Here is a 25,545-nt window from a genome sequence, read left to right as displayed (position 1 = left end):
TGAAATTAGATCACATGTCAGTAAATCCATATTCTAAAGCAGTATTTTTAAAAAGCGCAGCTCGTGTTGACCAATTACCCGAGGATTCGGGCTATGAAGTCGCTTTTGCTGGACGTTCCAATGCGGGCAAATCCAGTGCTTTGAATTGCTTGACCACAATAAAAAATTTAGCACGCACCAGTAAAACTCCTGGCCGGACTCAATTAATTAATCTTTTTTCTTTAGATGAGCAGCGACGTCTTGTGGATTTGCCTGGTTATGGTTATGCAAAAGTCGCCTTGCAAGTGAAACTGGAATGGCAAAAAAATCTGGCGCACTATTTGGAAGTAAGAGAAAGCCTGAAAGGTTTGGTTCTTTTAATGGATATACGACACCCATTAAAAGATCTGGATCAGATGATGATTGATTGGGCTTTAAATCGTGAGCTTCCCGTCCATATCTTATTGACTAAATCAGATAAATTAAGCCGTAGTGAAGTAAAAAACTGTGTGCTCAAAGTGCGCAAGCATTATGATTTAGCCCAACATCTTATTACCGTGCAATCTTTTTCTTCTTTGAAAAAAGAGGGGATTGATGAATTGATTTCTACTCTAAACCAATGGTTTGAATGGTCTTAGATAATATTTACGGGTAGGCTGGGCTGTTAAGCCCAGTATTGGCTCTTATTCAATGTTTCTTGGTGCACGAATGAAGGATGCTGGGCTTAACAGCCCAGCCTACGCTTGCTTTTTCTTCTTTGAAAAAAGAGGGGATTGATGAATTGATTTCTACTCTAAACCAATGGCTTAAATGGTCTTAGATAGTATTTACGGGTAGGCTGGGCTGTTAAGCCCAGCATTGGCTCTTATTCAATATTTCTTGGTGCACGAATGAAGGATGCTGGGCTTAACAGCCCAGCCTACGCTTGCTATGCTTGCTAAGCGAAAGGATGATACTCGAGATGATGGCGTTAGCCGGCTTTTTTAAGAACTGATTAATTCAATTTGTCTGAGTTCATCACTAGTTAATTGAAAATCATCAAGATGCAAATCCTCATTCATATGTTGTGGATTGGTAGTTCCGGTCAAAGGCAGCATCCCCATATCTTTGGCAAAACGAAAAATAATTTGGGGAATGGTTTTTTTATATTTAGTCGCAATGGCTTGGATGACTGGCTGCAAAAGATAGGGTTGATTGGCTGTAAGGAGAGAAAAACCTTGATAAATAAGCCCATGTTCCGTACAAAATTCTCTAATTTCCCGATCCCACTGAGTGCTGGCAAAACAGCGATTTTGTACAAAGGTTGGTTTAATTGACACCTCTTTATAGAGTTCGGCGAGTTGACTCATACTGACATTGGAAATGCCTAAAAACTTTACCTTTCCTGCATCAATCAACTGTTCCATTGCTGCCCAGACCTCCCAATCTGCTGAGCTAAGACCTCTATTGTAGAATGGGCCATGCAGCACATAAGAATCAATGTACTCCGTTTGTAAATGGTGCAGTGAGCTCGCAAAGGATTGGGCAACCTGGTTTTTAAAAGAATCTTGGTCATTATACGGTTTTCGTTCATCCTGTCCTGGGGCAAAGGTGAACTTTGTTTGCATAAACAAGTCTTCTCTTTTCATCGAACTTGCATGCAAAAACTGTCGGATCCCAAGTCCTACCCCTTCCTCGTAATAATGTTTACGCTGATTTGCCGTATCAATGCCGATAAAGCCTGCATTTAAAGCTTGAACGACTAATTCTTGAGTTCGCTCTTCTTTCCAGGCTGTCCCATACAACAAAGGGGGGATGAGGTTCTGGTGAATCACTTTTTCAGACTGTTCCAATAGGGCCATTAGCGGTTCCTGTTTTCATGATGAGACGGAGGCGAACTGGATTCACCTCATTTATTTTTGGACTTCTTTCATCAACTCTTCAATGATATGGGGATTAGCCAGGGTAGACAAATCACCCAAGTCTTCAATATTCGTTATTTCCTGACACGCTATTTTACGTAAAATACGGCGCATAATTTTACCAGAACGCGTTTTAGGCAAGTCATTGGCAAAATGAATGACATCCGGTTTTGCTATAGCACTTATTTCTTTTTTTACATGATTGGTGAGTTCTTCACGTAAGGTTGTGTCCACATGGGGGCCTTGCTTTAGAATAACAAAAGCGTAAATGCCCTGGCCTTTGAGATCATGCGGTATGCCCACTACGCCTGCTTCTGCAACCATTGGGTGACTGACTAGCGCGCTTTCAATTTCAGCAGTTCCCAGACGGTGACCTGAAACATTAACAACATCATCCACGCGACCTGTAATCCAATAATCACCGTCTTTATCACGTTTTGCTCCATCTCCAGTGATGAAGTACCCATTAGATAAATAGGTTTCGCAATACCGTTTGTGATCGCCGGCAATAGTTCTTGCCATAGAAGGCCAGGGATATTTAATGGCTAAAAAACCTTCTCCTGCACCCGTTAATTCATGGCCATGATCATTAAGTAATACCGGAACTATCCCTGGTATAGGCTGGCTTGCTGCTCCTGGTTTTATAACGGGATCGGTCATCCGGGGGCTTATCATGATGGCGCCAGTTTCGGTTTGCCACCAGGTATCGACTACAGGACATCTGCCTTGCCCGACTTTTTCCTTATACCATTGCCATGCTTCCGGATTGATGGGTTCTCCGACACTACCCAGTAAACGCAAGGACTGCCTTGAGCTTGAATTGAGCCATTTATCCCCCGCCCGCATCAAGGCGCGAATGGCCGTAGGGGCAGTATAAAATACATTAACCTGATGTTTATCAACGATATGCCAATTTCTTGCAGCGTCTGGCCACGTGGGAATACCTTCAAATATTAAAGTGGTAATGCCATTACAAAGGGGACCATAGACTACGTAACTGTGTCCTGTAATCCAGCCAACATCAGCGGTACACCAAAATACTTCGCTTTGATGACAATCAAATATTAATTGATGGGTGTAGGCTGCTTGTACCAGATAGCCTCCAGTACTATGTACCACTCCTTTCGGCTGTCCTGTACTGCCAGAGGTGTAAAGGATAAACAGCGGATCTTCCGCATTCATGGGTTCTGGAGCACATTGAGCCGTGACTTGCTGTTTTAATTCATGCCACCAATATTCTTTGTTTTTATTTAAAGTGACAGGATGATCGTTGGTTTTAACCACCAGCGTTTGAATGTTTAAATCGTTACAGGCTTCGTCCGCCTGTTCTTTTAAGGGAACGAGTTTACCGCCACGCTGGAAACTGTCCGCGGTAATCAGGTGCTTACATGCTGAGGCCAGCAGACGTTGTTTCAGAGCATGAGCAGAAAATCCTGCGAATATAACCGTATGAACTGCACCAATGCGAGCACAAGCGAGCATGGCAATGGCCGCTTCAGGTATCATCGGTAAATAGATGGCTACAGTATCACCTTTATGCACATTTAGCTGTTTAAGCACATTACTCATTCGGCAGACTTCATCATGTAGCTGGGCAAAAGTCAGGGTTTTTTGGTCTTTTTCATCATCACCTTCCCAGATAATGGCGGGCTGATTGGCTTTGTGAGGTAGGTGTCTGTCCAGGCAATTGGAGCTGACATTCAGCATCCCCCCCTGAAACCATTTGACATCGCCATGTTTTAATCCTCCGGTAAGAGGAGTTCGCCAAGGCTGCATCCAATCAACGGTCTGTTTGGCAATTTCAGCCCAAAATTCAGTTAAGGACTCTTCCGTAGGAGTCAATTTTGGATGGATAAAATGCACTGAATGCATGCTACACCTCTTTAGCTTTTGCAATCAGTTTAATGATAGCTGAAAAATCTGCGTCCCCCAGACCTTCATCAATAAAATGTTGATAAAGTTCTGTGGTTTTGGCTCCCAGCGGGGTTTCCAGATTGACTGCACGAGCAGTATTTTGGCTTAAATTTAAATCTTTTAGCATCATTGCCGCAGCAAAGCCGGCTTTGTAATCATTATTTGCCGGAACATTTTCTAAAATATCGGGAACAGGGATATACTTACTAACAACCCAGCATTGGCCTGATGAATTATTCACTACTTCAAATAATTTTTGGGTAGAAAGCCCCAGTTTCTCTGCCAAGGTAAAAGCCTCAGACACTGCAATCATGGAAATCCCCAAGATCATATTGTTACATATCTTGGCTGCCTGACCACTGCCGGCACTTCCTGTATGGATTACTTTTTGCCCCATCAATGAGAGTATGGGTTTCGCAACTTTGTATGCATCCTCTTCGCCCCCCACCATAAAGGTCAGGGTAGCGGCAACTGCCCCACCTACACCACCAGAGACAGGTGCATCAACCGCCAGCAGATGACTTTCTTTGGCGATTTGATGTAACTCTCGCGATGTTTTTACATCTATGGTAGAACAATCAATAAACAGGGCGCCTTCTTTTGCTTTATTAAATAACCCATCTACCCCGGTGCAAACATGCAATACCTGCTGTCCTGTCTGTAACATGGTAATGAGGATGTCTTGATCTTTGGAGGTATCTTGTAACGTGTGGGCAATTAGGCCACCCGCTTCAGAAAACCGCTCCATAGCAGGCGGTTGCAAATCATATCCGGTAACACTATGACCCGCTTTAACAAGATTGATGGCCATAGGTAAACCCATATGCCCCAATCCTACAAATCCTATTTTTGCCATTTATATCTCCGTAATCATCCAGCTTAATCATGGGTTGGCATAGCAAAGGCACTTTCCTTTAAATCGGTGACAGGCCATTTACTGGTTACTGTTTTGCGGCGAGTATAAAAGTGAATACTTTCTTCTCCATGCATATTGGTGTCGCCAAAAACCGATCTTTTCCAGCCACCAAAGGGATGGTTAGCGATAGGGACGGGTATAGGAATATTAATTCCCACCATACCGACCTGAACTCGTTGACTGTATTCACGGGCACTGAATCCATCTCGGGTGAAAATGGCTGTGCCATTACCGTATTGATTTTTATTAACTACAGCCAGAGCCTGTTCAAAATTATTTACCCGGACAATCACTAAAACGGGACCAAAAATTTCATTTTGATACACGGACATCCGTTCTTCTACTTCATCAAAAAGGCATGGGCCCAGGAAGAACCCTTGTTCATGCTGGGGGTGTTTAAATGTTCTGCCATCAATGACTAATTTGGCCCCTTCGTTTATACCCTTATCTATAGCCGCCAGAACTTTTTGGCGATGAGCGTCACTAATTAAAGGTCCCATATCGGTGTTTGCCACATCTCCGGCATCAATACGCATGGCGCGAATTTGAGGTGCCATTTTGGCGATGAGCGCATCGGCGGTCTGATCGCCTACGGCAACTACTACGGAGATAGCCATGCAACGCTCTCCTGCAGAACCGTACGCCGCACCGACTATGGCGCTGGCTGCTTGATCCAAATCGGCATCGGGCATGACCACGCAATGATTTTTGGCTCCGCCAAAAGTATGGGCCCGTTTTCCATAGGCGGTAGCGGTGGTGTAAATGGATTGGGCGACTGGTGTAGAAGCTACTGCGGTAAAGGCAGCAATATCCGGATGAGCTAATAATTGTTCCACGGTAGTTTTATTACCTTGAACACAATTGGCAACACCCGCTGGTAGACCCGCCTCGGTTAATAATTCCAGTAAGCGAATGGGAGCTGAAGGATCTTGCTCTGAAGGTTTAAGAATGAAGGTGTTACCACAGGCAATAGCTGGGATCATCATCCAAATAGGAACCATTACCGGAAAATTAAAAGGGGACACGCCAGCGCAGACTCCCAATGGTTGCCTGACCGTATGACAATCAATGTGGCTGGCGACGTTAGCAGAAAAATCACCTTTGAGTTGATTGACCAGACCGCAATGGAGCTCTACGACTTCTATTGCTCGAGCCACCGAACCTTTGGCATCTTCTATAGTTTTACCGTGTTCACGAGTTACAATTCTCGCTAAATCCATTTGGTGTTTTTCTAATAAGTCTCTAAATCTAAATAAAATTCGCGCTCTCTTTATGGCGGGAGTTTGTGCCCAATCTATGCCTGCTTCTTTGGCAACAGCAACTGCCTTATCGCAGGTCGCCTTAGAGGCGAAATGTACCTGGCCAATGGTTTCGCCTAAAGCGGGATTATAAATAGGGTGGCTTTCCGTATTGGTTTCATTAACCGGTTGACCACCGATGTGGTGTGGTACGTTGTATCCCATTACTAAACTCCTTTTTAATATTTTTGGTTGGCTATTTATTTAGTCACGGTTTTTAAGGTGGCTTGATATTGGCGATAGGCGTCATTATCTCGTGAGCCTCGTGTTTCTATCACTTCAAAATGAATGGGATTACCAGCATTATCTAATGCATTTTGAATGGCATCATCAATTCCTGATTCCGAAAATCCTGTAAAAACTTCTATACTTTTCATAGACATCCTTTTAACATTCTTCCTAGAGAGATATAGTTTAGCATGAAGTAAAACTATTAAGGTACTCAACTTTAGTTCAAAGAGGGTTAAATAATTCAAATCTTTTTATCGGGTAATTGTTTCATTGAATTATTTATACAATAATGAATTATTACAAAGCAGTAAGGGAATATCGCTATGGGAAAAGGTATAATTTTACGTGTCGCGAATGGTACAGAACTACCAGCTGAGATAACTTCTGCATTAAGTCAACTTATCCCGGGTTATGTACTAGAATCTTATGAGCAATCCCCTGATTATAAAAGAAGTATTACGCGCCGCATTAACAGTCTTCATGATGCATTTTTATTTGTTCTTAATGCTTATCCCCTTGATCCTGCATTCACCCCCATTACCGCAGATACATTAAAAGCTTATGTTGAAGAATGTAAAAATGAATGTGATTTAAAGAACGATTCACTAGATGATTTACACAAAGAATTAGAGAAGTTTACCGCTAAATTAGTGGATGTTTTAGCAACATGCTGGAAATGGGAGCCTAAAGACAATGGTAAAACCGCAGATAAAAGTAGTGCCGTAAAACAAGCGATCGCTTGTTTGAATGAGGGCGAATGTTATAACTTAATGATGCAACACGGGCGCCCTGATATAGCCACTTTAACCACATTAGATGTAGAGGGCGGAGTAGAGTATGTTCTCCAATATGATGAGATACTCCCACCTCATTATGAGCAGTTAATCACTGAACTGGAGGCTATAAAAACCAGGCAACATCCCCAAACACCAGCTTGGTTTCGCAAATTACCTGAGTATCAACAAGCCTATTTCTGTAATTTGCAATTAAAGGAGATCACACCAACAACGGTGGTTCAGGATCTTAATAAATTTATTCTGGCATGGGAGGATATTAAAAATAAATCCGCGAATCTGATTACCGAATTAACAAAAATTCACGCCAACTCTCCTCCATTTCCTAAATGGTATAATGAATTAAATGGGCAGCTTAAAGAAATGATAAAGGTTTTAGCCCTTAAACCAGATCGCATCAAGACTAAACTTGTTCAGTTTAAATCCATGCTAACTGAACATGCAACGAATTTTGAATTTAAGAAAACTCTTGCTTTGGTACCTGCAATCCCTCAATGGTATTGGGTTTTATCTCGACGGCAGCAATCTTTTTTAGGACATGTACTGAAACATTCCGAAACGGTGGAAGACGCTGTTGCAACCATATCCAGTCGTAATCGTGGTCTGCCCCTTCCTGCAAATTTCGGAGCCCATAGCTTAAAAAAAATTAATGCTAAAGGGGAAGTGGTTGATCTTTTTGGTAGAAGATATAGGTCCAGTCATGTGGCAACGCGGGATGGTTTAAAATTTCCAGAAGCAGTGCAACAACGTCATTGCGATGCAAATTTTGCCAAGGTTACGGAAGCAGCCACTCCAGGCAAGCCTTGTTTGATGCAAACTTTGATTAGTCCAATTCATGCGGTAGATTATGTACCAAGTATCGTAACGGATTATTTACCTGAATTACCGCCTGATCTTGAATTATATAAAATAGCCCGCGCTGCAGTTGCTCGAAGCAAACGAGTCGCTGATACATGGCAACACAATCATCCTTTCAATATTGCCAAGCTCTATTATTATACTCAGGCTAACGATCCTGACAGCTTGGCAATATTAGAAAAGGCACAGAAATATGTTGCAACAACCCCAGGCCTACAGGACCTTCTAGACGACTATAAAAGTGCATTGGAATCCCCCACTGGCTCGGCTACTTTTTGGGATTACGATGGAAGAGAACTATTTTTAAGCTCTATGGAGCATTTAATTATTCTCACCATAGGGGGATTCAGCTATGGCTCTTGTGTCAGTGGCAAGGACCGAAAAGCACTAGAATTAATGCATACTGATGCCATGCTTCTGTATAAATCAAGATATGGCAGCTGGCCAAAATTTGGCGAATCTAACAAAGAGGATCGCATTCGCTTTGTTAATATCTTTGTCGATCTTTATATTTCACGCCATCAGCACGAACTTGCCGGGCAAAACGCCCCGGGTTCTGAGGGAATTAAAACGCCTGCTTGGTATTTACCTAAAGATATTGTCGAGGCAATTAATAAACGTTTCGATTTGCTTAATAAACGTTTAGACTCAAGGGCTCTGGAGTATGATGATCGTTTAGCAACCGATAATGAAGTAAAGAACATTAGTAAAGATTTAAAAAGTTACTTCTTACCAGAAAATGAATTGTTATGTAAATTGATGGCAAGGCAACTGGGTGAGGCTACATGCACCACACTGTATAATGCATTAGGCGCATTGATTAATGAAGTACATCTATTTAAAAAGGTAGAAAAAGGGTGGCTTCCTACCTGGTATAAAGAGCCTAGCTCAACGGCTAAAGGCATAGATGCCATTCGAGCAATCATGTTTGATGAACATGCCGGTAAAAAGAATACTCAACGACTTGCAAAAATATTTGGCGCTATTTTAAAGGATACCGACACCGGAACTCTAACTCCGGCAACTACCTCAGTTTATGCTCATCTGCGTAATATAGCCAATCCAAAATCAAACGATAAACTTGACGTTCTTGCTGAGATAGCAGTAAAAGAGTGGGAGTTATTGTTTGAAAAGTCCAAAACCAACGGGGCAACCGTGGGTTTAGTTTATTAATTAAGACGTAGCCTGGGTGCAGCCGTAGGCGTAACCCGGGTTTTCCTGTCACAGGGTTGCATCCAAGCTATATCATCGGGTAAGACGTAGAAAGGGCTTTAGGCTCCACTCTATTAAAGTAAATGTTCCAGACCGTAAACCAGGGTATTCAAATTAAGTACTTTTTGACAGGCTAATACTACCCCAGGCATAAAACAACGACGGTCAATACTGTCGTGAGTGAGAGACAGGGTTTCACCCAGGTTACCAAAGAGAACTTCTTGGCGAGCAAGAACTCCGGGCAAGCGTAATGAGTGAATAGTCACATCATGATGCGTGCCGCCGCGAGCCCCGGGAATTAATTCTTTCAGAGCCAGTTTGTTCTTGGGTTTTTTTCTTGCTGCAGCAATCATTTCTGCAGTTTTTAGAGCAGTGCCTGAAGGAGCATCCAGTTTCTGTTGATGATGGGCTTCTATAATTTCTACTTCGGGCAAGTACTCCGCTGCCTTTGCTGCAAAAATCATCATCAAAACAGCACTAATTGAAAAATTGGGGACAATAAGCCCCCCTAATTGTTTTGCCTCACAGCGTTCGGTTAATTCTTTGATTTGCGCACCAGTTAATCCTGAAGTGCCAATCACTGGATGAGCACCCTGATCAACAATCGTCATACAGTTATCATAGACACAATCAGCCCGCGTTAAATCCACAACGATTTGAGCATCCGTATCTCTAATCGTTTGGGCCAAATGGTCTTGTTTATTGAGCTGGGCTACCAATTCAAATTCGCTATGATTTGCTAAGGTTTCACAGGCAAGAGAGCCCATTTTCCCATTAGCGCCATTCACTATGACTCGAGTTACCATCTGTTCTCCATTTAGAGTACTTTCCAATCTTGAGAAAACCAATGTCTAGGGCTGTGTTCAGGATTGAGAGTTAACGTTCAGTTGTGTTTGTTTCAGGATGAACCATACGCCAGGCCCATATGGCGGCAAAAGGCCATCCAATGATTGTCGCCTGCATAATTAAGGCCAGGAACGCGCCACCTGGGTTATCGTAAAGTAATAGTACTAGCCACGGTAAGAATATAGCAAGAATTGACATCATTGTCCGTTTCATTATGTCTCCATTACTTATAAATATATTAATTATATGCTGATCCTGCTTTATTGGCTAATTTGAGACAATTCAAATATCAGATAATAGTGATTTTATTGATTACCGGTAAATAGCAGAGAGTGCTTGCAAACATTCATTAAACATTGTACATTGTGCGCTCATTTCTAAATCGAATAACTGTATTATTCCACTAGCTAATTTCCGGATATGACAACCAACAACGCATGGTCAACAGACTTTTTCAAATCAAATGACTTTGGTTATTTTCCCATTATTTCACTCTATATAATAAAGGTACCAGAATGAGAAAACAGGAGCTGCATCCACGCACCGCTGTCATCAATAAAAAGCAAAAAAATCAATCTAAGAAAGCCAGAATTGATGCTCTGTCTTGGCTTGCGGTAAACTTCCCCAATGCATTTGATAATTCGATGCGCATAAACCCTTTGAAAAAAGGAATTATGGATGACATCATGCTTCACGCCGAAAAAGCTGCTGAAGCAGGGATATCAAAAAGCAAATTAAGAGAAGCTGTTGTCCTATTTACTCGTCGTTTGGATTACCTCGCCTGTCTCAAGGCTCGTGAAATGCGGATTGATTTGCAAGGTAATACTGTATCTGAAGTTACAGAAGAAGAGGCAGAACACGCGGCTGTTAAAATAAAAAAACGAGTAGAAAAAAGCGTGCGGAATGCCCGTAAAATGATGGCGGAGAAAAACGCAAGTCAACCGGTTAGCATGGCACAAAGTACTGGCTATACGTCAAAATCAAGCAGTCAATCGTCTTCTGGATCTGATGATTATTTACCAATCTATCCAGCCCGAGGGCCTGCGTACAGCCCTCAAACTGTGCCAACCCAACCCACCCGAACTGCGGCCGTTGTGGTGAAGCATAAAGCCACAAGACAATATGATCCTGATGCAGTAGCTCGCTTGAAAGAAAAATTGGGCCTGTCACGCAGTTTAGAAGAGAAAAAAGAAACGGCTGAGTAAAATGAGAATAGGGACATTCTTTTCCAGTTTGATGTTTATTCAACTGACCTTCGCTGCACCGCAATTTAAAGTGTCTACTCCTGACTTTCAAAGCCATTTTGATTTTAAGGCAGCCGAATTATGTGCTACGGCAAAAGAGACCTTAGCCTATTTGAATAAAGGCTCTGCTTATGATCCTCAAGTGATTCATGCAGGCAAGGCCATCAAAATACCCTTAGAGCGGGTTAAAGCGACGTTGGTATTTATTTGCCAAAACCAGAATCAATTGAATAATCCGGCTTTTATAAAGCAACATTTCGATTTTGTCCGTTGGTATCCTGATTTGAATCGCGCAAAACAATTGGCTGCGAACAAGCCCTTGCTGCTCCATTTACCCAAAGATCGCATTTTAATGACTAAGTACTATGTTCATTTAGCCAAAGCCAGTTCCCTGCCTACTCCCGCAACCCCTTTTGCATTGTATGCATTACCTAAAGACGAACAACATCTAACTCTGGAGCAGGCGAATACGCAACCGCATCTAACGCGATTTAAATACGGCAAACAATCTATATTAAAAGGTGCATTAGAACATCAAGCAGTGCCGAAATTAGCTTACTTTAGTCGTGAGGATTTAGAGGCCGCCTTATTGCAGGGGACAGTGGTGGCTGATTTTGGTGGTGCTCGCGGGAAGAAAATATTTAATGTACATCGAAATAATAATATTGCATATGATCGCAGCAAAAATCCCTATACCCAAGAACGGTTTTGGTATTTTAAACAGGTAGCCGGAATAAAAGGCTATGGTAAAGATGCTGAATATAAAATAACCGTTAACCCTGCTGTGACCTTCGCTGCTGATTTGGAGCAGCTTGGTTTGGGTAAAATGTTGATGATTCAATATCATGATCCATCGGGAGCAGTAGTCTCTAAGGCGGGTATTTTAGCTGATACGGGTGGTGCTTTTGCTGATAATTTGTATCAAGTAGATTATTTGGCAGGCAGTTATCCTGGTAGAGAGGCTTTTTCTCAAGCGACGCGTCATTTGCCAGATTATGTAGATGCTTATTTTATGGTGTTAAAAGAGAGTAAATAAAATAGTCTCAATGGCGTCAACTTAGGGGATGTAGCCTGGGTGAGGGCGCAGCCCTAACCCGGGATCGAAACCTGATTCGAGTCTTGAGCCCGGGATTGTGCTTCGCCCCATCCTGGCTACAGTGTTCCCTTATTGACGCCATTGCGTGAATTCTTATCTCTCCTCGAAAGCGCTTCTTCAGCTCGAACGGGAAGAGGATAGACGGCTGTATTCTGCATTTCTAGATAAAATTACCCATTCCCAGTTTTGAGAAATTGGCAGCAATCTGGATTCCCATTACTACATCGCGGTCTGCTTTAATTTCTTTCAGTATTCCGGACTGGTCAAGGTGTTGATGCAGAATATCTTTTAGTCGTCCCTTTTTTACATGATAGTGATAATCGTCTGCAAGATTAAAAGTCACGGGTTTACCCTCTACGGCAGAAATAAGTTTGTCTATTGCTGCTATTTTATGCCTTCCGTGAGTTGCTATTACGTGCTGCTTCCCTTTGGCTTTAGTGATGCTCGCATTGATTTCCGCACGGATTGTTTCTTTTAAATTTTGTAAATCTTCAATTAATGAGCAGTCTTCTTTTAGCTTTGAGTGTTTAAAGAAAGAGGGTTTGGACTTAAGAGAAAATTTGTTTAACGCTGCCATTGCTACTCCCACAATTTATCTGTAGATCAATTGATAACAATTATCTGGTAATTTTTATTCTGTTTTGATTTCTCATGGTGTTCTAGTTTCGAGTGGAACAGTTCTGATTGTTACTAAATAAATTATTGGCTTGCACTTTAAGTCAATCCGATCCAATTTAGTTAAATCTGAACAAACATTAACATGTGGGTCATATAAAACGCAACTAATTTTTGGCTACTCTTAAAGCCCTTCTCACTATTGCTCCATAGCTGCTATCAACTGCCTAGGGGGAACAATAACTGATGATCGTAATACTACGACTAAACCGGTAGATATAGTGCTGATAGCAGCAAAAGCTATACAGGCAGCTGCACAAAGCGGCAGAAAATAGAGAAGAAGAGGCGTATAGCTCAGAAGATTTAGCTTATTTCCTAAGCGTGTGCCAATTTGAGTTCCCCGATCAATGTATCCTTACATTGATTGAGGGGCTATTCGAGGGGTTTCCCGAAGATCTTCAGAGCTAAATATATTCATCATTTGTCTAAAAAACAGCTCTCCTTTGAGCGGGTTTTCAGAAGGATTTAAATAGGTGTAGACACTCATCACATAACCAACTGACTCATTATCCAGCTCGCTTAGTTTGACCGAGGCCCCTGTTCTTTCAAGCACTTCATTAATGTATTGGGTCGCAATATATTCTTTATTATCTTTGAACTGATTATATAAATGCTCAATGCCTCTTCTTTTATCCTGCAACATTGCTGCTTTAAAAAGGGGAAATTGTTTGAAATTATCGTCTGCTCTTTTTTCCAGAGATGAGGCCGGCATATGATAAAGTTTGTCTATCGTTTCAAAAATTTCATATTTTAGATGAGCTGACTCAAAGAAGGACTGGGGCAGAGGGGGTTCGTCTGCTGTCGCATAAGGTTCGAATACCGCTTTTATAATGTCGAAGGGGTTGGTGTAAGTGTTCTCCGGATTATTTTTTTCTGAAAACATCATTTTACAAAGACAACGGCCAAAATCAATCAAAACCACTTGCAGGTGATTGTGCCTTTCAATTAATCCCCAATTCTCCCCACCTCTATCATCTTTACCAAGTAGCGCCAATAAAACAGCGCAAACGCCTAGGCCGCGTATTCGTTTTTGTTGAGCAGGGAGTTCATCGCGCGCTGGAAAATCAACCAACCCCATTGTATTAATTCTAAATCCGAATATGGTTTGATTTTTATAATGATAACTGGATTTCCATGAGCGAAAATCATTTATAAAATCAGGGCCTATTAATGGATGGTCACCTTCTTCATAGTAACGGTTATATTTAGGGGTACAATGTGGATCCACATCACGGATCATTTCCGCACAGAATACTTCTCTGGAGATGGCAAACTCTTCTTCATAGGGCTCAATTTCCTCATCAAATCCCTTTTCAACAACAGCGTCAGCAAAGACTTCTCTTGCGCTATCACCTGAATCGCCAATATGATGTACCCTACTATAAAGAGTCTCATTACCATCAGTATCACCAGTTTTCAGTAATACTTTTTTTTCTCCATTTTCTTTTTTAGCAATACATACCACCGTATTGCCTTCCGGGCCATCGCTATAGCGTATATAGGTAGTCGTTTTTTGGGGAGTTTTTTTAGATACTTTAAAAAACTTCAAGATACACCTCTATTATTCTTCTTTTAGGATATACCGTATGCGGCACATTGTAATAAAGTGATGCAGGATAGCAAAATTGCGGGCATCGTCAATTAAAAAAGTACAATTTAAATGATTATGATTTTCATTTATAGCCAATTAAGGGGTAGCAGTTCTCAGTGCATGGATTCTAGTAAGCATTAAAGTACTATTTTTGTAATAGTACTTTAATGTGACGATACTGAATACTGAATACTGAATACTGAATACTGAATACTGAATACTGAATACTGAATACTGAATACTGAATACTGAATACTGAATACTGAATACTGAATACTGAATACTGAATGGCCTTTTTTACAAACCGTCTTTGCTTCGCTAACGCTCGCAAAGACGACAGTTTTTCGCCAATGTTCAAAAAAAGTTCAAGGTTGAGTAACTGCTATTGTTTATTTATTTTCTCACCGGAGCACTTCCCATTTGGCCATGGATTTTGGGTAATATTGAGTTTTTCAAGCAGTGATTTGCGCAAGGCCTTGCTCGTAGTGATTGTCGCCCCTGACCAGAAACCGGTTGCGCAAGTAGCAACGTCGCAGCCCCCTCCGAAAGTCACAAAATCCTGATCATGATTGATTTTACAACTGCAGATGGCTTTCTTTTTATCCCGGGGATTGACGGTACACGGGGCATCAAGACAGTCTGTCCACGGTTTTCCACGGGCGCAACTCATGCTTTTTTTGGTGTTAAATTGCTTGAAAGAAAAAGTCGATGATAATTGCCTTGTTTTAAACGGTCCTTTTTGGGGAGCACGTTTTGCACACGTTTGATAGCCGATGCTGTCTCCTGTCTCCACAACACAAGAGCAAATAGCATAGTCCGGATTTCTCGGATCTGGAATGCAAGGTGCTGAAGTGCACAGAGCGTACTCTTGTATACAGATAATCGGCTGGTCCTTCGATGCTGCATAGGAGCTAACCGTAAAAAAGCTTAACAGCAACATTAATATTAAATAACAATTTTTCATTTTTTCTTCCTTGTCTCAACAAATCCCTGAAGTACCTAACCCATAGGTATTTTATTTTCCTATCTGAATAATTTCCATGCAATTAGTTCCGCCCGGGGTTCCTATTTGTCTGCCTCGAGTTAATAGGACAAAGCCTTTCTTTTCAAGATGGTTAGCGTTCACCAATTCATTAATGATTTGCTGATGCAAATCAAGGGGGTTAAATTCATGATAATTCACATAGATGGGGAACACGTTATTAACCAGACTCAGTCGTCCAATAGTTCGTTTATTGGCTGATACTGCAAAAATGGGGACAGTACTGTGCTGTCGCGATATCCATAAAGCGGTATCTCCTGATTCAGTAAGGGTCACTATTGCCTGAATGGGAAAATGATTGGCTGCATGCATGGTGGCCATAGCAATTGCTTGATCGGCGCGCTGATAATGGCAGCTTTCCGAATCGGAATCATAGAAAAAACTGGCATGCTTTTCGGCGCTCAGGCAAATTTTATTGACCATAGTGATCACTTTTACCGGGAAAAGACCATTCGCAGTTTCTGCTGAAAGCATGACGGCATCTGTACCGTCTAAGATGGCATTGGCAACATCAGAAACTTCAGCACGAGTAGGCTGCGGGTTGCTGATCATGGACTCCATCATCTGGGTTGCAGTAATCACCACCTTATCCAGCAGGCGGGTTTGTTCGATAATATGCTTTTGTATCGCAGGAACTTCTGCCGCACCAACTTCTACTCCCAAATCACCGCGCGCCACCATTATGGCATCGGCTTCATGAATAATATCGGTCAGGTGTTCCAGGGCTTCAGTTCGTTCAATTTTAGCAATAATGGGGGTTTTTTTTGCCCCAAATTCATTCATTAATGATCGGGCATGACGAATATCCGCAGCATCTTTTACAAAAGATAAACTGATGTAATCAACTTCCGCCTCGACCGCTGTGCGCATATCCTGAATGTCTTTATCCGTTAATGCCCGGGCAGCCAGTCCGCCGCCTTTTCTATTTATTCCCTTAAGATCAGTTAATACACCGCCCTCAATAACAATGCAGTGAATTTTAGTGGCAATGATTTGGGTTACTTCCAATTCAATTACCCCATCATTGAGTAGCAGGTGATCCCCAACTGATAGTTCATTAGCCAGGTTGGGATAGGCGACCGAAACCCCCTGTAGATCACCCAGTGCATTAGTGGACGAGCAATCAAGAGTAAACGACTGGCCATCGACTAAAGTGATCGATTTATTCTTGAAACGGCCTATTCGTATTTTAGGGCCTTGTAAATCAGCCATAACAGCCAGAGGATGATTTAATTCTTCAGCAATTTTGCGTACTGAGGCAATCAGTTCCACTGCAGAAGAATCAGCATGAGAGAAATTAATTCGCACTACATCGACCCCGGCGCTGAGCATGGCGCGCAGCGTTACAGGGTCATTACTGGTTGGGCCTAATGTGGCAACTATCTTAGTTCGTCGTAACATCTTTAGCACGCTCCTGCAAAATGGCGACCGCTGGCAAGGATTTTCCTTCTAAGTACTCCAGAAACGCCCCACCTCCTGTGGAAATATAAGAAATTTGCTGATTCAGATCATAAAGATCAACAGCAGCCAAAGTATCACCGCCTCCAGCTATTGAAAATGCATCGCTTTCAGCGATGGCAATGGCCAGGGCTCGTGTTCCATAAGCAAATTGAGCAAACTCAAATACGCCTACAGGACCATTCCAGATAATGGTTTTAGCCATATCGATTATGTCAACATAATCGCTAATCGTAATGGGGCCAATATCAAGAATCATATCGTCAATTGCTACATTTGCCAAAGACTTATTGAACGCAGGGCAGTGCTCACTAAATGTTTTACCTACGACAACATCCGAGGGTAAAGGAATGTGGCAGCCTTTTTCTTTAGCAAGAGCCAGTATGGTTCGCGCCTCGTCCAATAACTCGGGTTCATAAAGAGAAACACCCACCTCAAAACCTTGGGCTTTGAGAAACGTATTGGCAATGCCTCCGCCGGGAATCAGGTAGTCTACCATGCCCACTAATTGTTTTAATAAACTGAGTTTGGATGAAACCTTTGCCCCACCCACGATGGCCACAATAGGTCTTTGAGGGCTTTTCAGCACCTGTTGCAAGGCCTCAAGTTCTCTTACCAATAAGGGGCCTGCGACTGCCACTGGCGCATACTGTGCCACACCGTAAGTAGATGCCTGTGCTCTATGAGCAGTACCGAAGGCATCCATAACAAAAACGTCACATAACTTTGCCAATTTTTTGGCCAGAGTAGTGTCATTGCTTTTTTCACCGGGATTAAAGCGTACGTTTTCACAAATAACTAATTCACCGGGTTTTACTTCTATACCATCAAGATAATCAGTAACAAAGCGGACAGGATAGTTCAGATTTTGTTTTAAATAATCTGCAATAGGTTGCAAAGAGAAACGACTTTCAAATTTGCCTTCTTCGGGACGGCCAAGGTGCGAAAGCACCATGACCGCAGCACCAGCGTCCAGTGCTGCCTGCAGGGTAGGTAATGCCGCCTGCAGTCTCTGGTCGCTGGTTATTATCCCCTCTTTAATGGGGACATTTAAATCTTCGCGAATTAAAACCCGTTTACCTTTCAGGTCTACATCGCTCATTTTAATCAGATTCATTAGTTATCCCTTAACAATTCATCATTTGGTGTGCCGTATCAATCATACGATTAGAGAATCCCCATTCGTTGTCATACCATGCAACTACCTTGACCAAATTGCCTAATACTTTAGTTTGAGTGGCATCAAAAATAGCTGAAGCAGAGTTATGGTTGAAATCACAAGAAACCAAAGGATCTTCATTAATTTGTAAGATGCGGCTTTTCGCATTACGTACTATATCATTCACTTCGGCCACTGTTGTTTCTCGTCGGCTGGTAAACGTTAAATCAATAACGGATACGTTAAGAACAGGAACGCGCATGGCAAAACCATCCAGTTTTCCTGCTAATTCAGGTAATACCAGACCTACGGCAGAAGCTGCACCGGTTTTAGTCGGAATGATGGACTGAGTTGCGGAACGAGCACGGCGTAAATCCTCATGGCTGCCATCCAATAACATTTGATCGTTAGTGTACGCATGGACGGTATTCAGTAAGCCATGTTCAATGCCTATGGCATCATTTAATGGTTTGACGACCGGAGCCAGGCAGTTTGTCGTGCAAGAAGCATTAGAAACAATGATGTCAGAATTTTTGAGCACGGAATGGTTAACACCATAAACTATAGTGGCATCCACCCCTTTGCCAGGAGCTGAAATTAATACTTTTTTAGCGCCGGCAGTAATATGCTGCATGGCGGATTCACGATCGGTAAAATAGCCGGTACATTCCAGAACCAAATCAATATTCAGTTCTTTCCAGGGCAGATTCTTGGGATCACGTTGCGCCAGAACTTGAATGGCATGTCCATCAACAATCAGCATGTTGCCTTCAACACTGACATCCGATGCAAAAGAACCATGGGTTGAATCAAAACGGGTAAGGTGTGCAGTGACATCGATACCTGACAGATCATTGATTGCAACCACGTCAAATTCATTTTGTCTATTGGATTCAAAAATCGATCTTAAAATGCAACGACCAATTCGGCCATAGCCATTAATTGCGACTCGTATTGCCATAGTACTTCTCCGAGTTAAGGTGTTCTCGCTATTCTTTTTACAAATTACAAAATCTAGCGTGTTACACGATGGTTTGTTTTGTTAATGTATCCAGGGTCTGAATTATTTTTTCTACAGTAATTCCTAAAAAGTTGTACGCATGTGCGGCTGGAGCTGAAACGCCAAAACAGTCCAAACCGATTACTGCACCGTCCAAGCCAACAAATTGATACCAGTAAGCACTACTGGCTGCTTCTATTGCGATACGGATGCGAACGTCTTCAGGTAACACCTGATTTCTATAATCACGGTCTTGTGCCAGGAATCGCTCGCCACAAGGCATAGAAACCACTCTTACCTTTAGTCCCTGGGATTTAACCTGTTCTGCAGCTGCGATGGCCAATTGGACCTCAGAACCCGTTGAGATGAGGATGGCATCTGGCTTTCCTTCACAGTCAACAATAATATAACCGCCTTTTTTAATTAATTCAGCCGCTTCAGAAGCGTGTGGCAAGGCAGGTAAGTTTTGTCGGGAGAGCAATAATGAACTGGGTCCATTATGCTGTTCCAGAGCTTGTTGCCATGCCACGGCGGTTTCCATTAAATCAGCAGGCCGCCATACAGTCATGTTCGGGGTCATTCGTAACATCGCAGCATGTTCTACAGGTTGATGGGTTGGGCCATCTTCACCTAAGCCAATTGAGTCATGAGTAAATACATAAATTACTCGTTGTTTCATCAATGCACTTAAGCGCACTGCATTGCGCGCGTAATCAGCAAAAACCAGGAAGGTTCCACCATAAGGAATAAATCCGCCGTGTACTGCTAATCCATTCATTATAGCTGCCATAGCAAATTCACGCACGCCGTAGTACAGATAATTGCCCGAAAAATCTTGGGCTGAAATGGCTTTGCTGCCTGACCAGTCCGTGTTATTGGAACCAGTCAGATCAGCTGAGCCACCAAACATTTCGGGTAATAAGGCCGCGAAATGCTCAATGCATTGTTGAGAGGCTTTACGGGTAGCAATGGCTTTCTCATTATTGAGGCATTGTTTTAAGAACGCAGCAGTATCTTCTTGCCAATTATCCGGCAGATCGCCGTTAATGCGGCGTAAAAATTCATAGTTTTCTTTAGGATGAAGCTGTTGGTACTTCTGCTGCAGCATCAACCATTGTTGTTCTTCCTGTTCCCCTTGTTTTACGTGACTCCATTGTTGATAAATGGAATCAGGAATTTCAAAAGGAGCATGCTGCCAGTTAAAAAACTCCCGGACTTTGAGGATATCATCAGCGCTTAATGGGGAACCGTGTGATTTCTCACTCCCGGCGACAGAAGAACCTAAGCCGATGACGGTTTTACAGATGATTAAGCTGGGTTGGGTGGTATTGGCACGAGCCTTAATAATGGCTTGTTCGATAGCATCCATATCATGGCCGTCTATCGCCTCGATGACTTGCCAATTGTACGCTCTAAAACGGGAGGCCGTATCATCGGTAAACCAGGACTCCACTTTGCCATCAATAGAAATGCCATTATCGTCGTAAAAAACAATCAGTTTACCCAAGCCTAAAGTGCCGGCTAAAGAACAGGCTTCGTGGGAAATACCTTCCATGAGGCAGCCATCACCGGCAAAAGCATAAGTATAATGATCTACCAGGTTAAGCTCATTGCGATTATATTGGCTGGCGAGAACGCGCTCGGCAAGAGCCATGCCCACTGAATTGGCCAATCCTTGCCCCAAGGGGCCGGTTGTGGTTTCTACTCCTGGCGTATGCCCCAGTTCGGGATGGCCAGGGGTTTTAGAGTTGAGCTGACGAAAATTTTTAAGTTCGTCAATGGATAGACTGTAACCGGTCAGATGTAATAAGGAGTAGAGCAGCATCGAACCATGGCCATTTGACAAGACAAAACGGTCCCGGTTAAACCAATAAGGATTCTTAGGATTGAATTTTAAGAATTTTTTCCATAACACGGTGGCTATATCTGCCATACCCAAGGGCATCCCCGGATGGCCTGATTGGGCTTGGTTAACCGCATCAACACTCAATATGCGCAAGGCATTGGCTAGTTCTCTGGAAAGATTCATGCGTACTCTTCTGCATTTAAACCGAGGCGCTATTGTCGCTCAGAAGGCATAAATCAGCAAGAAAACAGTTTAATTTTACTAATAACTAATGTAAATTTTATAGCGCAATGTTTTTAAAATTTTACTTTTTGTTTATTTTTTGGCATAATGCTGCCGTTTTTCAACTTTAAGTTGGAGCTGGGGTTTTACGGACAGCAAAATACAAAATAAAAATAAAATTGATATCCCAAGAATAAGTTTAGGAAATCATGACGCCAGTTATTAGACATTTACGAACCCATTTTCTAGAACTGCCTTTGCCTGCAGAGGACCATTCATTAAACTGGACCTTTGATGCACGCGTTAAACGGCTAGGGCCTGATTTTTATTCTAAAGTAGTTTCTATGCATCCCGTGCTGAATATGGAATACAGCATTTTATGCAATCAATTAAGGCATCACTTTTCTTTTCCCGGGCAAATCAACAAAGAACAAATCATTGACCAATTAACAGCTGCTTTAATGTTTGCTGAATTATTGGAGCACCTCCACCTTCATTATTTAATTGTTCCTCGTGAAGTGGCGCGTTTACGCCGACACCAGGAGGTGTACCGGGGGCTCTTAAGAGAAATGGGTGGATACATCTTTACGCCCCAACCGCAGGTCAGCATCCAGGTGGGCTTATCGCTGTCGCAACAAGTACGAGAAAATACCGCGCTGATCAACTGGTTCAGGCTTCTCTTTACACGCAGTAAGCGGGTTTTAAATTTTCTGGATCTGGTGGGTACGGGTTCAGAAACCTATCGAAATTTAATAGGTCTACTGGATAAATACACCAATCCTATTTTGGCCTATGTGGCCTGGTGTTTTTTTATTCCCCGCTTTGCAACCAATCTGTTCCTTCTCGTCAAACATACAATTCCCTGGCCCTGGATGGACGACAAGGAAAAAGATCTGGGGTGGTGGACTCGCCTGGAAGCCCAAGTAAAACGTCGTTGGTTTGAACTGGCTAATGACAGCGTGTGGATTACCGTTGGATTACTAAACTGCTTTGTTCTGATTGGCGCCTTAGCTCCTCTTTCTATTTACGTCACCTTGTTTGCTTTTGCTTTTGATATAGCCAATACCAGCTTGCGTGCCTACATTGAATTAAATCGATTATATAAATTACAACAAGAATACAGCGCTCTGTTGCAAAAGGAAGAAAATCCCGAGAAGAGAAGAGCAATTCAAGACCATCAAAACTTCATCACCCACCGCATAGAATTTGAAAAACTGCGTTTAGGTCTTTCTGTTGCCACCACCACCGCGGTATTTATCGCCATGTGTTTTGCTCTTCCGATGTTTGCAGTTAACCCGGTGATTCCTTTTATAGGTGCCTTGTTATTAATTGCGATTTGGGTAGCCAGTTATACCTTAACACTCCGACTGGAGCAATACAGGCCTAATGATGCTGTGGAAAGACCATCCAATGTCGCAACGCTGGGCTTTTTTGCCTGCAAACCCAAAGAGGATTCCTCCTTATCGTATGAGCAGAAATTAACTTCCGAAGAAGATTTTCTCGCCTCAGAACGGTATTCATTCGTCTAATCAGTTTAAAGTTATAGAGCCTTCTGCAATTGAATGCTATGCTTTTAATCATGCATTAATTTCAGAAGGCCTAACATGTCAGCAACTATCGGATTACCACAATTTAGCCATATTGATGTAGATGGATTTAAGGACCACCTTGAAGCCATGTTGAAAAACCATTTAGAGCAAATTCAGCGCTTACTTAAAGAAAATCATTATTATACCTGGGATAATTTAATGTATCCCTTAGACGATTTGGCTGATGAGCTTGAACGTTTTTGGTCCCCCCTGTCACATTTACATGGAGTGATGGACTCGCCGGCATTACGTGACTGTTATGAAGCCTGCCTGCCTTTGTTGTCAGCTTATGAAGCGGCAATTGGCCACAATCATCAATTATACGAAGCCATTAAATCCATTGATACGGAACATTTGGAGCCGGCCCAGCAAAAAATCATTGCCGATAACATTCGTGATTTTGAATTATCCGGGGTTGCTTTGTCTAAAGAGAATAAAAAACGCTTCGAAGCCATTCAAGCGCGTTTAGATGAATTATCCAATCAATTTAGTAATAACATCCTTGATGCTACACAAGCATTTACGCTACACATTACCGACCCAAAACGTCTGGCGGGCTTGCCTGAGCATGCTTTAAATACCGCCAAAGCATTGGCCGTGGAAAAGGGCTTGCCAGGGCATGTCTTAACCCTTGAGTTTCCTTGCTATCTTGCTGTAATGAGCTATGCCGAAGACCGTAGTCTACGGGAAGAAATGCACCAGGCCTATGTGACCCGTGCTTCTGAGCAAGGCCCAACCGCCGGGAAATATGATAATACGCCGTTGATCAATGAAATTTTGGCGCTAAGACATGAAAAAGCCCAGCTTTTAGGCTTCAATAATTATGCCGAACTGTCTTTGGCCACCAAAATGGCCGAATCACCGGATCAAGTGATTGAGTTTATGGAAGATTTGATCAACAAAGCACTTCATCAAGCCCAAAATGAATTCAACCAATTGACCCAGTTTGCCGCAGACAAATTTCACTTGAACCAAATACAACCTTGGGACGTCGGTTATTTGTCAGAAAAAAGAAGACAGGATTTGTATACCTTGTCTCAAGAAGAGTTACGCCCTTATTTCCCCCAACCTAAAGTCATGCAAGGTTTGTTCGACATTGCCAATAAATTATATGGGATGACTATTGAGGAAATTAAAGGTGTTGATGTTTGGCATAAAGACGTTCAATGTTACGGGGTGATTGATGAACACAATCAAACCCGTGGTTTTATCTACACGGATTTATACGCCAGACCTCATAAACGAGGTGGGGCATGGATGGACTCTTTGCAAAGTCGCCGAAAATTAGCAGACGGCCACATCCAGCGGCCCATTGCCACATTGACCTGCAATTTTGCCAAAACTTCTGAAGATAAACCGGCAATGCTTTCTCATGAAGAGGTCATCACTTTATTCCATGAGTTTGGTCACTGCTTGCATCATATTCTGACTCAGGTTGATTTCCTGAGCAGTTCAGGCATTAATGGCGTGGAATGGGATGCCGTGGAATTACCCAGCCAGTTTTTCGAAAACTGGTGCTGGGAGGAAGGAGCTCTTTCTTTGCTGACCTCTCATGTGGAAACCGGAGAAGTTCTTCCTGCCCCAATATTTGAACGATTACTGGCGGCAAAGAATTTTCAATCGGCAATGGCCATGTTAAGACAAATCGAATTTTCTTTATTTGATTTTCGTATTCATCAAGAATATGAAGCAAGTAATGAATCCTTTGTTACTGATATTTTATCCAACGTGCGATCTAAAACCAGCATCGTTCCCATTGCTCCCTATAACCGCTTTCAACACAGTTTCAGCCATATTTTCGGCGGAGGCTATGCCGCAGGTTACTACAGCTACAGTTGGGCCGAAGTGCTTTCCAGCGATGCTTTCTCCCGTTTTGAAGAGGAAGGGGTATTTAATCAAAAAACAGGACAGGATTTTCTAAAATTCATTTTAGAAGTCGGCGGATCCAAGAAAGCAGCAGAAGCCTATAAAGAATTCAGAGGCCGTGCGGCTACCGTTGATGCCCTCTTAAGACATAATGGGATTTTGTAAAGTTCAGAGTGGACCTTAGCCTTTTATAAAAGCCGATAAGAAACCGTCTTTGCGAGCGTTAGCGAAGCAGATAAAACTCAGATCTGGATTGTTTCACTTCATTTGCAAAGACAACAGTTTTTCACCACTTTTCAAGAAAAAGGCTAATGTTGATGAGAATTTAATAAGAAGCTGCTTATACTTCTTCATTTTATGTTATAATTAAAGTGTACAGAATTGGGGGCGACCTGGCTTCGACGTGGGTTGCAAAACCAGAGGTGCATGCCGAGAATGAGAACTCTCGTAAATCAGGCTCAATAAATATAAATGCAAACGATGCAAACTTCGCAGAAGCTGATTTTGAGGGTGCTATTGCAGCATAATCAATCTTAGTGGAAGCAATGTGTACTGGCCTAAACCCCAGTGCCCCGTTGACCGAGCTCGCTTATCGGTATCGAATCAACGGTCATAGAAGATAAGCTAGTGTCTTAATCCATCCCGGGTTAAGATGCGAAACTCAGGGAATCGCTGTGTACTATCCTGCCCGTCGGAGAGTCCACAGTTAAATCAAATGACAAGGCTACGCATGTAGAACCAAAGGCAGAGGATTTGCGGACGCGGGTTCGATTCCCGCCGCCTCCACCATATAACTTATTGATTTTAA

20 protein-coding genes and 1 other RNA gene are annotated in these 25,545 nt (G+C 42.5%); 7 read left to right on the top strand and 14 right to left on the bottom strand.

Translation table 11 applies throughout. The features are described from left to right. The first annotated feature begins 14 nt into the window (after positions 1-14). Positions 15-617, top strand: a complete 603-nt coding sequence (gene yihA / locus LOX96_RS10170) for a ribosome biogenesis GTP-binding protein YihA/YsxC (RefSeq protein WP_250424233.1) — start codon at positions 15-17, stop codon at positions 615-617. 345 nt (positions 618-962) lie between these two features. Here yihA and LOX96_RS10165 read toward each other — a convergent pair whose 3' ends face one another. From LOX96_RS10165 to LOX96_RS10145, 5 genes are read right to left on the bottom strand one after another with little or no spacing between them, the layout of a single operon-like run. Next, on the bottom strand, positions 963-1,820 hold the full coding sequence (locus LOX96_RS10165; protein ID WP_250424235.1) for an aldo/keto reductase family protein: 858 nt from the start codon (positions 1,818-1,820) through the stop codon (positions 963-965). Between the two features lie 51 nt (positions 1,821-1,871). Further along, complete coding sequence (acs, locus tag LOX96_RS10160; protein ID WP_250424237.1) at positions 1,872-3,752, bottom strand: acetate--CoA ligase; 1,881 nt, start codon at positions 3,750-3,752, stop codon at positions 1,872-1,874. A 1-nt stretch (position 3,753) separates the two neighbouring features. Beyond that, positions 3,754-4,650, bottom strand: a complete 897-nt coding sequence (mmsB, locus tag LOX96_RS10155) for a 3-hydroxyisobutyrate dehydrogenase (RefSeq protein WP_250424277.1) — start codon at positions 4,648-4,650, stop codon at positions 3,754-3,756. A 23-nt stretch (positions 4,651-4,673) separates the two neighbouring features. After that, positions 4,674-6,173: a CoA-acylating methylmalonate-semialdehyde dehydrogenase gene (locus LOX96_RS10150; protein WP_250424278.1), complete on the bottom strand. Its 1,500-nt coding sequence runs from the start codon at positions 6,171-6,173 to the stop codon at positions 4,674-4,676. A 35-nt stretch (positions 6,174-6,208) separates the two neighbouring features. Next, a complete protein-coding gene (locus tag LOX96_RS10145; RefSeq protein ID WP_250424279.1) occupies positions 6,209-6,385 on the bottom strand; it encodes a dodecin family protein in 177 nt (58 codons plus the stop codon). A 177-nt stretch (positions 6,386-6,562) separates the two neighbouring features. Here LOX96_RS10145 and LOX96_RS10140 point away from each other — a divergent pair, with 177 nt between their 5' ends. Beyond that, complete coding sequence (locus LOX96_RS10140; protein WP_250424280.1) at positions 6,563-9,064, top strand: oxidoreductase; 2,502 nt, start codon at positions 6,563-6,565, stop codon at positions 9,062-9,064. A gap of 113 nt (positions 9,065-9,177) precedes the next feature. Here LOX96_RS10140 and dapB read toward each other — a convergent pair whose 3' ends face one another. Next, the gene (gene dapB / locus LOX96_RS10135; protein ID WP_250424281.1) at positions 9,178-9,909 is read right to left on the bottom strand and encodes a 4-hydroxy-tetrahydrodipicolinate reductase; all 732 of its coding nucleotides are present in this window, start codon (positions 9,907-9,909) and stop codon (positions 9,178-9,180) included. Between the two features lie 70 nt (positions 9,910-9,979). Further along, complete coding sequence (locus LOX96_RS10130) at positions 9,980-10,162, bottom strand: hypothetical protein (protein ID WP_250424282.1); 183 nt, start codon at positions 10,160-10,162, stop codon at positions 9,980-9,982. A 302-nt stretch (positions 10,163-10,464) separates the two neighbouring features. Between LOX96_RS10130 and LOX96_RS10125 the strand changes: the two genes are divergently transcribed. Then, positions 10,465-11,154 carry a ProQ/FinO family protein gene (locus tag LOX96_RS10125; RefSeq protein ID WP_250424283.1) on the top strand — a complete coding sequence of 230 codons (690 nt, stop codon included), beginning with the start codon at positions 10,465-10,467 and terminating at the stop codon, positions 11,152-11,154. Position 11,155: 1 nt separating this feature from the next. Then, positions 11,156-12,229 (top strand): hypothetical protein, encoded by a 1,074-nt coding sequence (locus tag LOX96_RS10120; RefSeq protein ID WP_250424284.1) that lies wholly within the window; start codon positions 11,156-11,158, stop codon positions 12,227-12,229. A 220-nt stretch (positions 12,230-12,449) separates the two neighbouring features. On the opposite strand, the gene LOX96_RS10115 is transcribed toward LOX96_RS10120, so the two are convergent. The 7 genes from LOX96_RS10115 to tkt form a co-directional block, all read right to left on the bottom strand. Next, positions 12,450-12,866, bottom strand: coding sequence for a hypothetical protein (locus tag LOX96_RS10115; RefSeq protein WP_250424285.1), 417 nt, complete (start codon positions 12,864-12,866; stop codon positions 12,450-12,452). 453 nt (positions 12,867-13,319) lie between these two features. Beyond that, positions 13,320-14,513 (bottom strand): hypothetical protein, encoded by a 1,194-nt coding sequence (locus LOX96_RS10110; protein ID WP_250424286.1) that lies wholly within the window; start codon positions 14,511-14,513, stop codon positions 13,320-13,322. Between the two features lie 424 nt (positions 14,514-14,937). Then, positions 14,938-15,519, bottom strand: a complete 582-nt coding sequence (locus tag LOX96_RS10105; RefSeq protein WP_250424718.1) for a hypothetical protein — start codon at positions 15,517-15,519, stop codon at positions 14,938-14,940. A gap of 51 nt (positions 15,520-15,570) precedes the next feature. Further along, entirely contained in the window at positions 15,571-16,998 is a 1,428-nt protein-coding gene (pyk, locus tag LOX96_RS10100; protein WP_250424719.1) for a pyruvate kinase, read from the bottom strand. Beyond that, positions 16,982-18,172, bottom strand: a complete 1,191-nt coding sequence (locus tag LOX96_RS10095) for a phosphoglycerate kinase (protein WP_250424720.1) — start codon at positions 18,170-18,172, stop codon at positions 16,982-16,984. The genes pyk and LOX96_RS10095 overlap by 17 nt, the downstream gene beginning before the upstream one ends. Before the next feature lie 10 nt (positions 18,173-18,182). After that, a complete protein-coding gene (gene gap / locus LOX96_RS10090; protein ID WP_250424721.1) occupies positions 18,183-19,175 on the bottom strand; it encodes a type I glyceraldehyde-3-phosphate dehydrogenase in 993 nt (330 codons plus the stop codon). A gap of 61 nt (positions 19,176-19,236) precedes the next feature. Next, positions 19,237-21,243: a transketolase gene (gene tkt / locus LOX96_RS10085; RefSeq protein WP_250424722.1), complete on the bottom strand. Its 2,007-nt coding sequence runs from the start codon at positions 21,241-21,243 to the stop codon at positions 19,237-19,239. Between the two features lie 248 nt (positions 21,244-21,491). On the opposite strand from tkt, the gene LOX96_RS10080 reads away from it, so the two are divergent. The 3 genes from LOX96_RS10080 (at position 21,492) to ssrA (ending at position 25,526) form a co-directional block, all read left to right on the top strand. Beyond that, positions 21,492-22,811 carry a hypothetical protein gene (locus LOX96_RS10080; RefSeq protein WP_250424723.1) on the top strand — a complete coding sequence of 440 codons (1,320 nt, stop codon included), beginning with the start codon at positions 21,492-21,494 and terminating at the stop codon, positions 22,809-22,811. Positions 22,812-22,886: 75 nt separating this feature from the next. Beyond that, positions 22,887-24,902, top strand: coding sequence for a M3 family metallopeptidase (locus LOX96_RS10075; RefSeq protein ID WP_250424724.1), 2,016 nt, complete (start codon positions 22,887-22,889; stop codon positions 24,900-24,902). A 218-nt stretch (positions 24,903-25,120) separates the two neighbouring features. After that, positions 25,121-25,526, top strand: a transfer-messenger RNA (tmRNA) gene (ssrA, locus tag LOX96_RS10070). Positions 25,527-25,545 lie beyond the last annotated feature (19 nt).

Origin of the sequence: Legionella maioricensis (assembly GCF_023618015.1) — a bacterium.
GTDB lineage: Bacteria > Pseudomonadota > Gammaproteobacteria > Legionellales > Legionellaceae > Legionella > Legionella maioricensis.
Note: the sequence above shows the minus strand (reverse complement) of the source record. Positions and strands in the feature narration are given on the sequence as shown.

What these genes read in the sequence shown, in the direction of transcription:
- LOX96_RS10130 (WP_250424282.1), bottom strand. Translation starts at nt 10,162, where the DNA reads ATGAAACGGACAATGATGTCAATTCTTGCTATATTCTTACCGTGGCTA.
- LOX96_RS10095 (WP_250424720.1), bottom strand. Translation starts at nt 18,172, where the DNA reads ATGAATCTGATTAAAATGAGCGATGTAGACCTGAAAGGTAAACGGGTT.
- LOX96_RS10105 (WP_250424718.1), bottom strand. Translation starts at nt 15,519, where the DNA reads ATGAAAAATTGTTATTTAATATTAATGTTGCTGTTAAGCTTTTTTACG.
- LOX96_RS10140 (WP_250424280.1), top strand. Translation starts at nt 6,563, where the DNA reads ATGGGAAAAGGTATAATTTTACGTGTCGCGAATGGTACAGAACTACCA.
- LOX96_RS10125 (WP_250424283.1), top strand. Translation starts at nt 10,465, where the DNA reads ATGAGAAAACAGGAGCTGCATCCACGCACCGCTGTCATCAATAAAAAG.
- LOX96_RS10115 (WP_250424285.1), bottom strand. Translation starts at nt 12,866, where the DNA reads ATGGCAGCGTTAAACAAATTTTCTCTTAAGTCCAAACCCTCTTTCTTT.
- mmsB (WP_250424277.1), bottom strand. Translation starts at nt 4,650, where the DNA reads ATGGCAAAAATAGGATTTGTAGGATTGGGGCATATGGGTTTACCTATG.
- pyk (WP_250424719.1), bottom strand. Translation starts at nt 16,998, where the DNA reads ATGTTACGACGAACTAAGATAGTTGCCACATTAGGCCCAACCAGTAAT.
- dapB (WP_250424281.1), bottom strand. Translation starts at nt 9,909, where the DNA reads ATGGTAACTCGAGTCATAGTGAATGGCGCTAATGGGAAAATGGGCTCT.
- tkt (WP_250424722.1), bottom strand. Translation starts at nt 21,243, where the DNA reads ATGAATCTTTCCAGAGAACTAGCCAATGCCTTGCGCATATTGAGTGTT.
- LOX96_RS10145 (WP_250424279.1), bottom strand. Translation starts at nt 6,385, where the DNA reads ATGAAAAGTATAGAAGTTTTTACAGGATTTTCGGAATCAGGAATTGAT.
- LOX96_RS10075 (WP_250424724.1), top strand. Translation starts at nt 22,887, where the DNA reads ATGTCAGCAACTATCGGATTACCACAATTTAGCCATATTGATGTAGAT.
- gap (WP_250424721.1), bottom strand. Translation starts at nt 19,175, where the DNA reads ATGGCAATACGAGTCGCAATTAATGGCTATGGCCGAATTGGTCGTTGC.
- LOX96_RS10150 (WP_250424278.1), bottom strand. Translation starts at nt 6,173, where the DNA reads ATGGGATACAACGTACCACACCACATCGGTGGTCAACCGGTTAATGAA.
- LOX96_RS10080 (WP_250424723.1), top strand. Translation starts at nt 21,492, where the DNA reads ATGACGCCAGTTATTAGACATTTACGAACCCATTTTCTAGAACTGCCT.
- LOX96_RS10120 (WP_250424284.1), top strand. Translation starts at nt 11,156, where the DNA reads ATGAGAATAGGGACATTCTTTTCCAGTTTGATGTTTATTCAACTGACC.
- yihA (WP_250424233.1), top strand. Translation starts at nt 15, where the DNA reads ATGTCAGTAAATCCATATTCTAAAGCAGTATTTTTAAAAAGCGCAGCT.
- LOX96_RS10165 (WP_250424235.1), bottom strand. Translation starts at nt 1,820, where the DNA reads ATGGCCCTATTGGAACAGTCTGAAAAAGTGATTCACCAGAACCTCATC.
- acs (WP_250424237.1), bottom strand. Translation starts at nt 3,752, where the DNA reads ATGCATTCAGTGCATTTTATCCATCCAAAATTGACTCCTACGGAAGAG.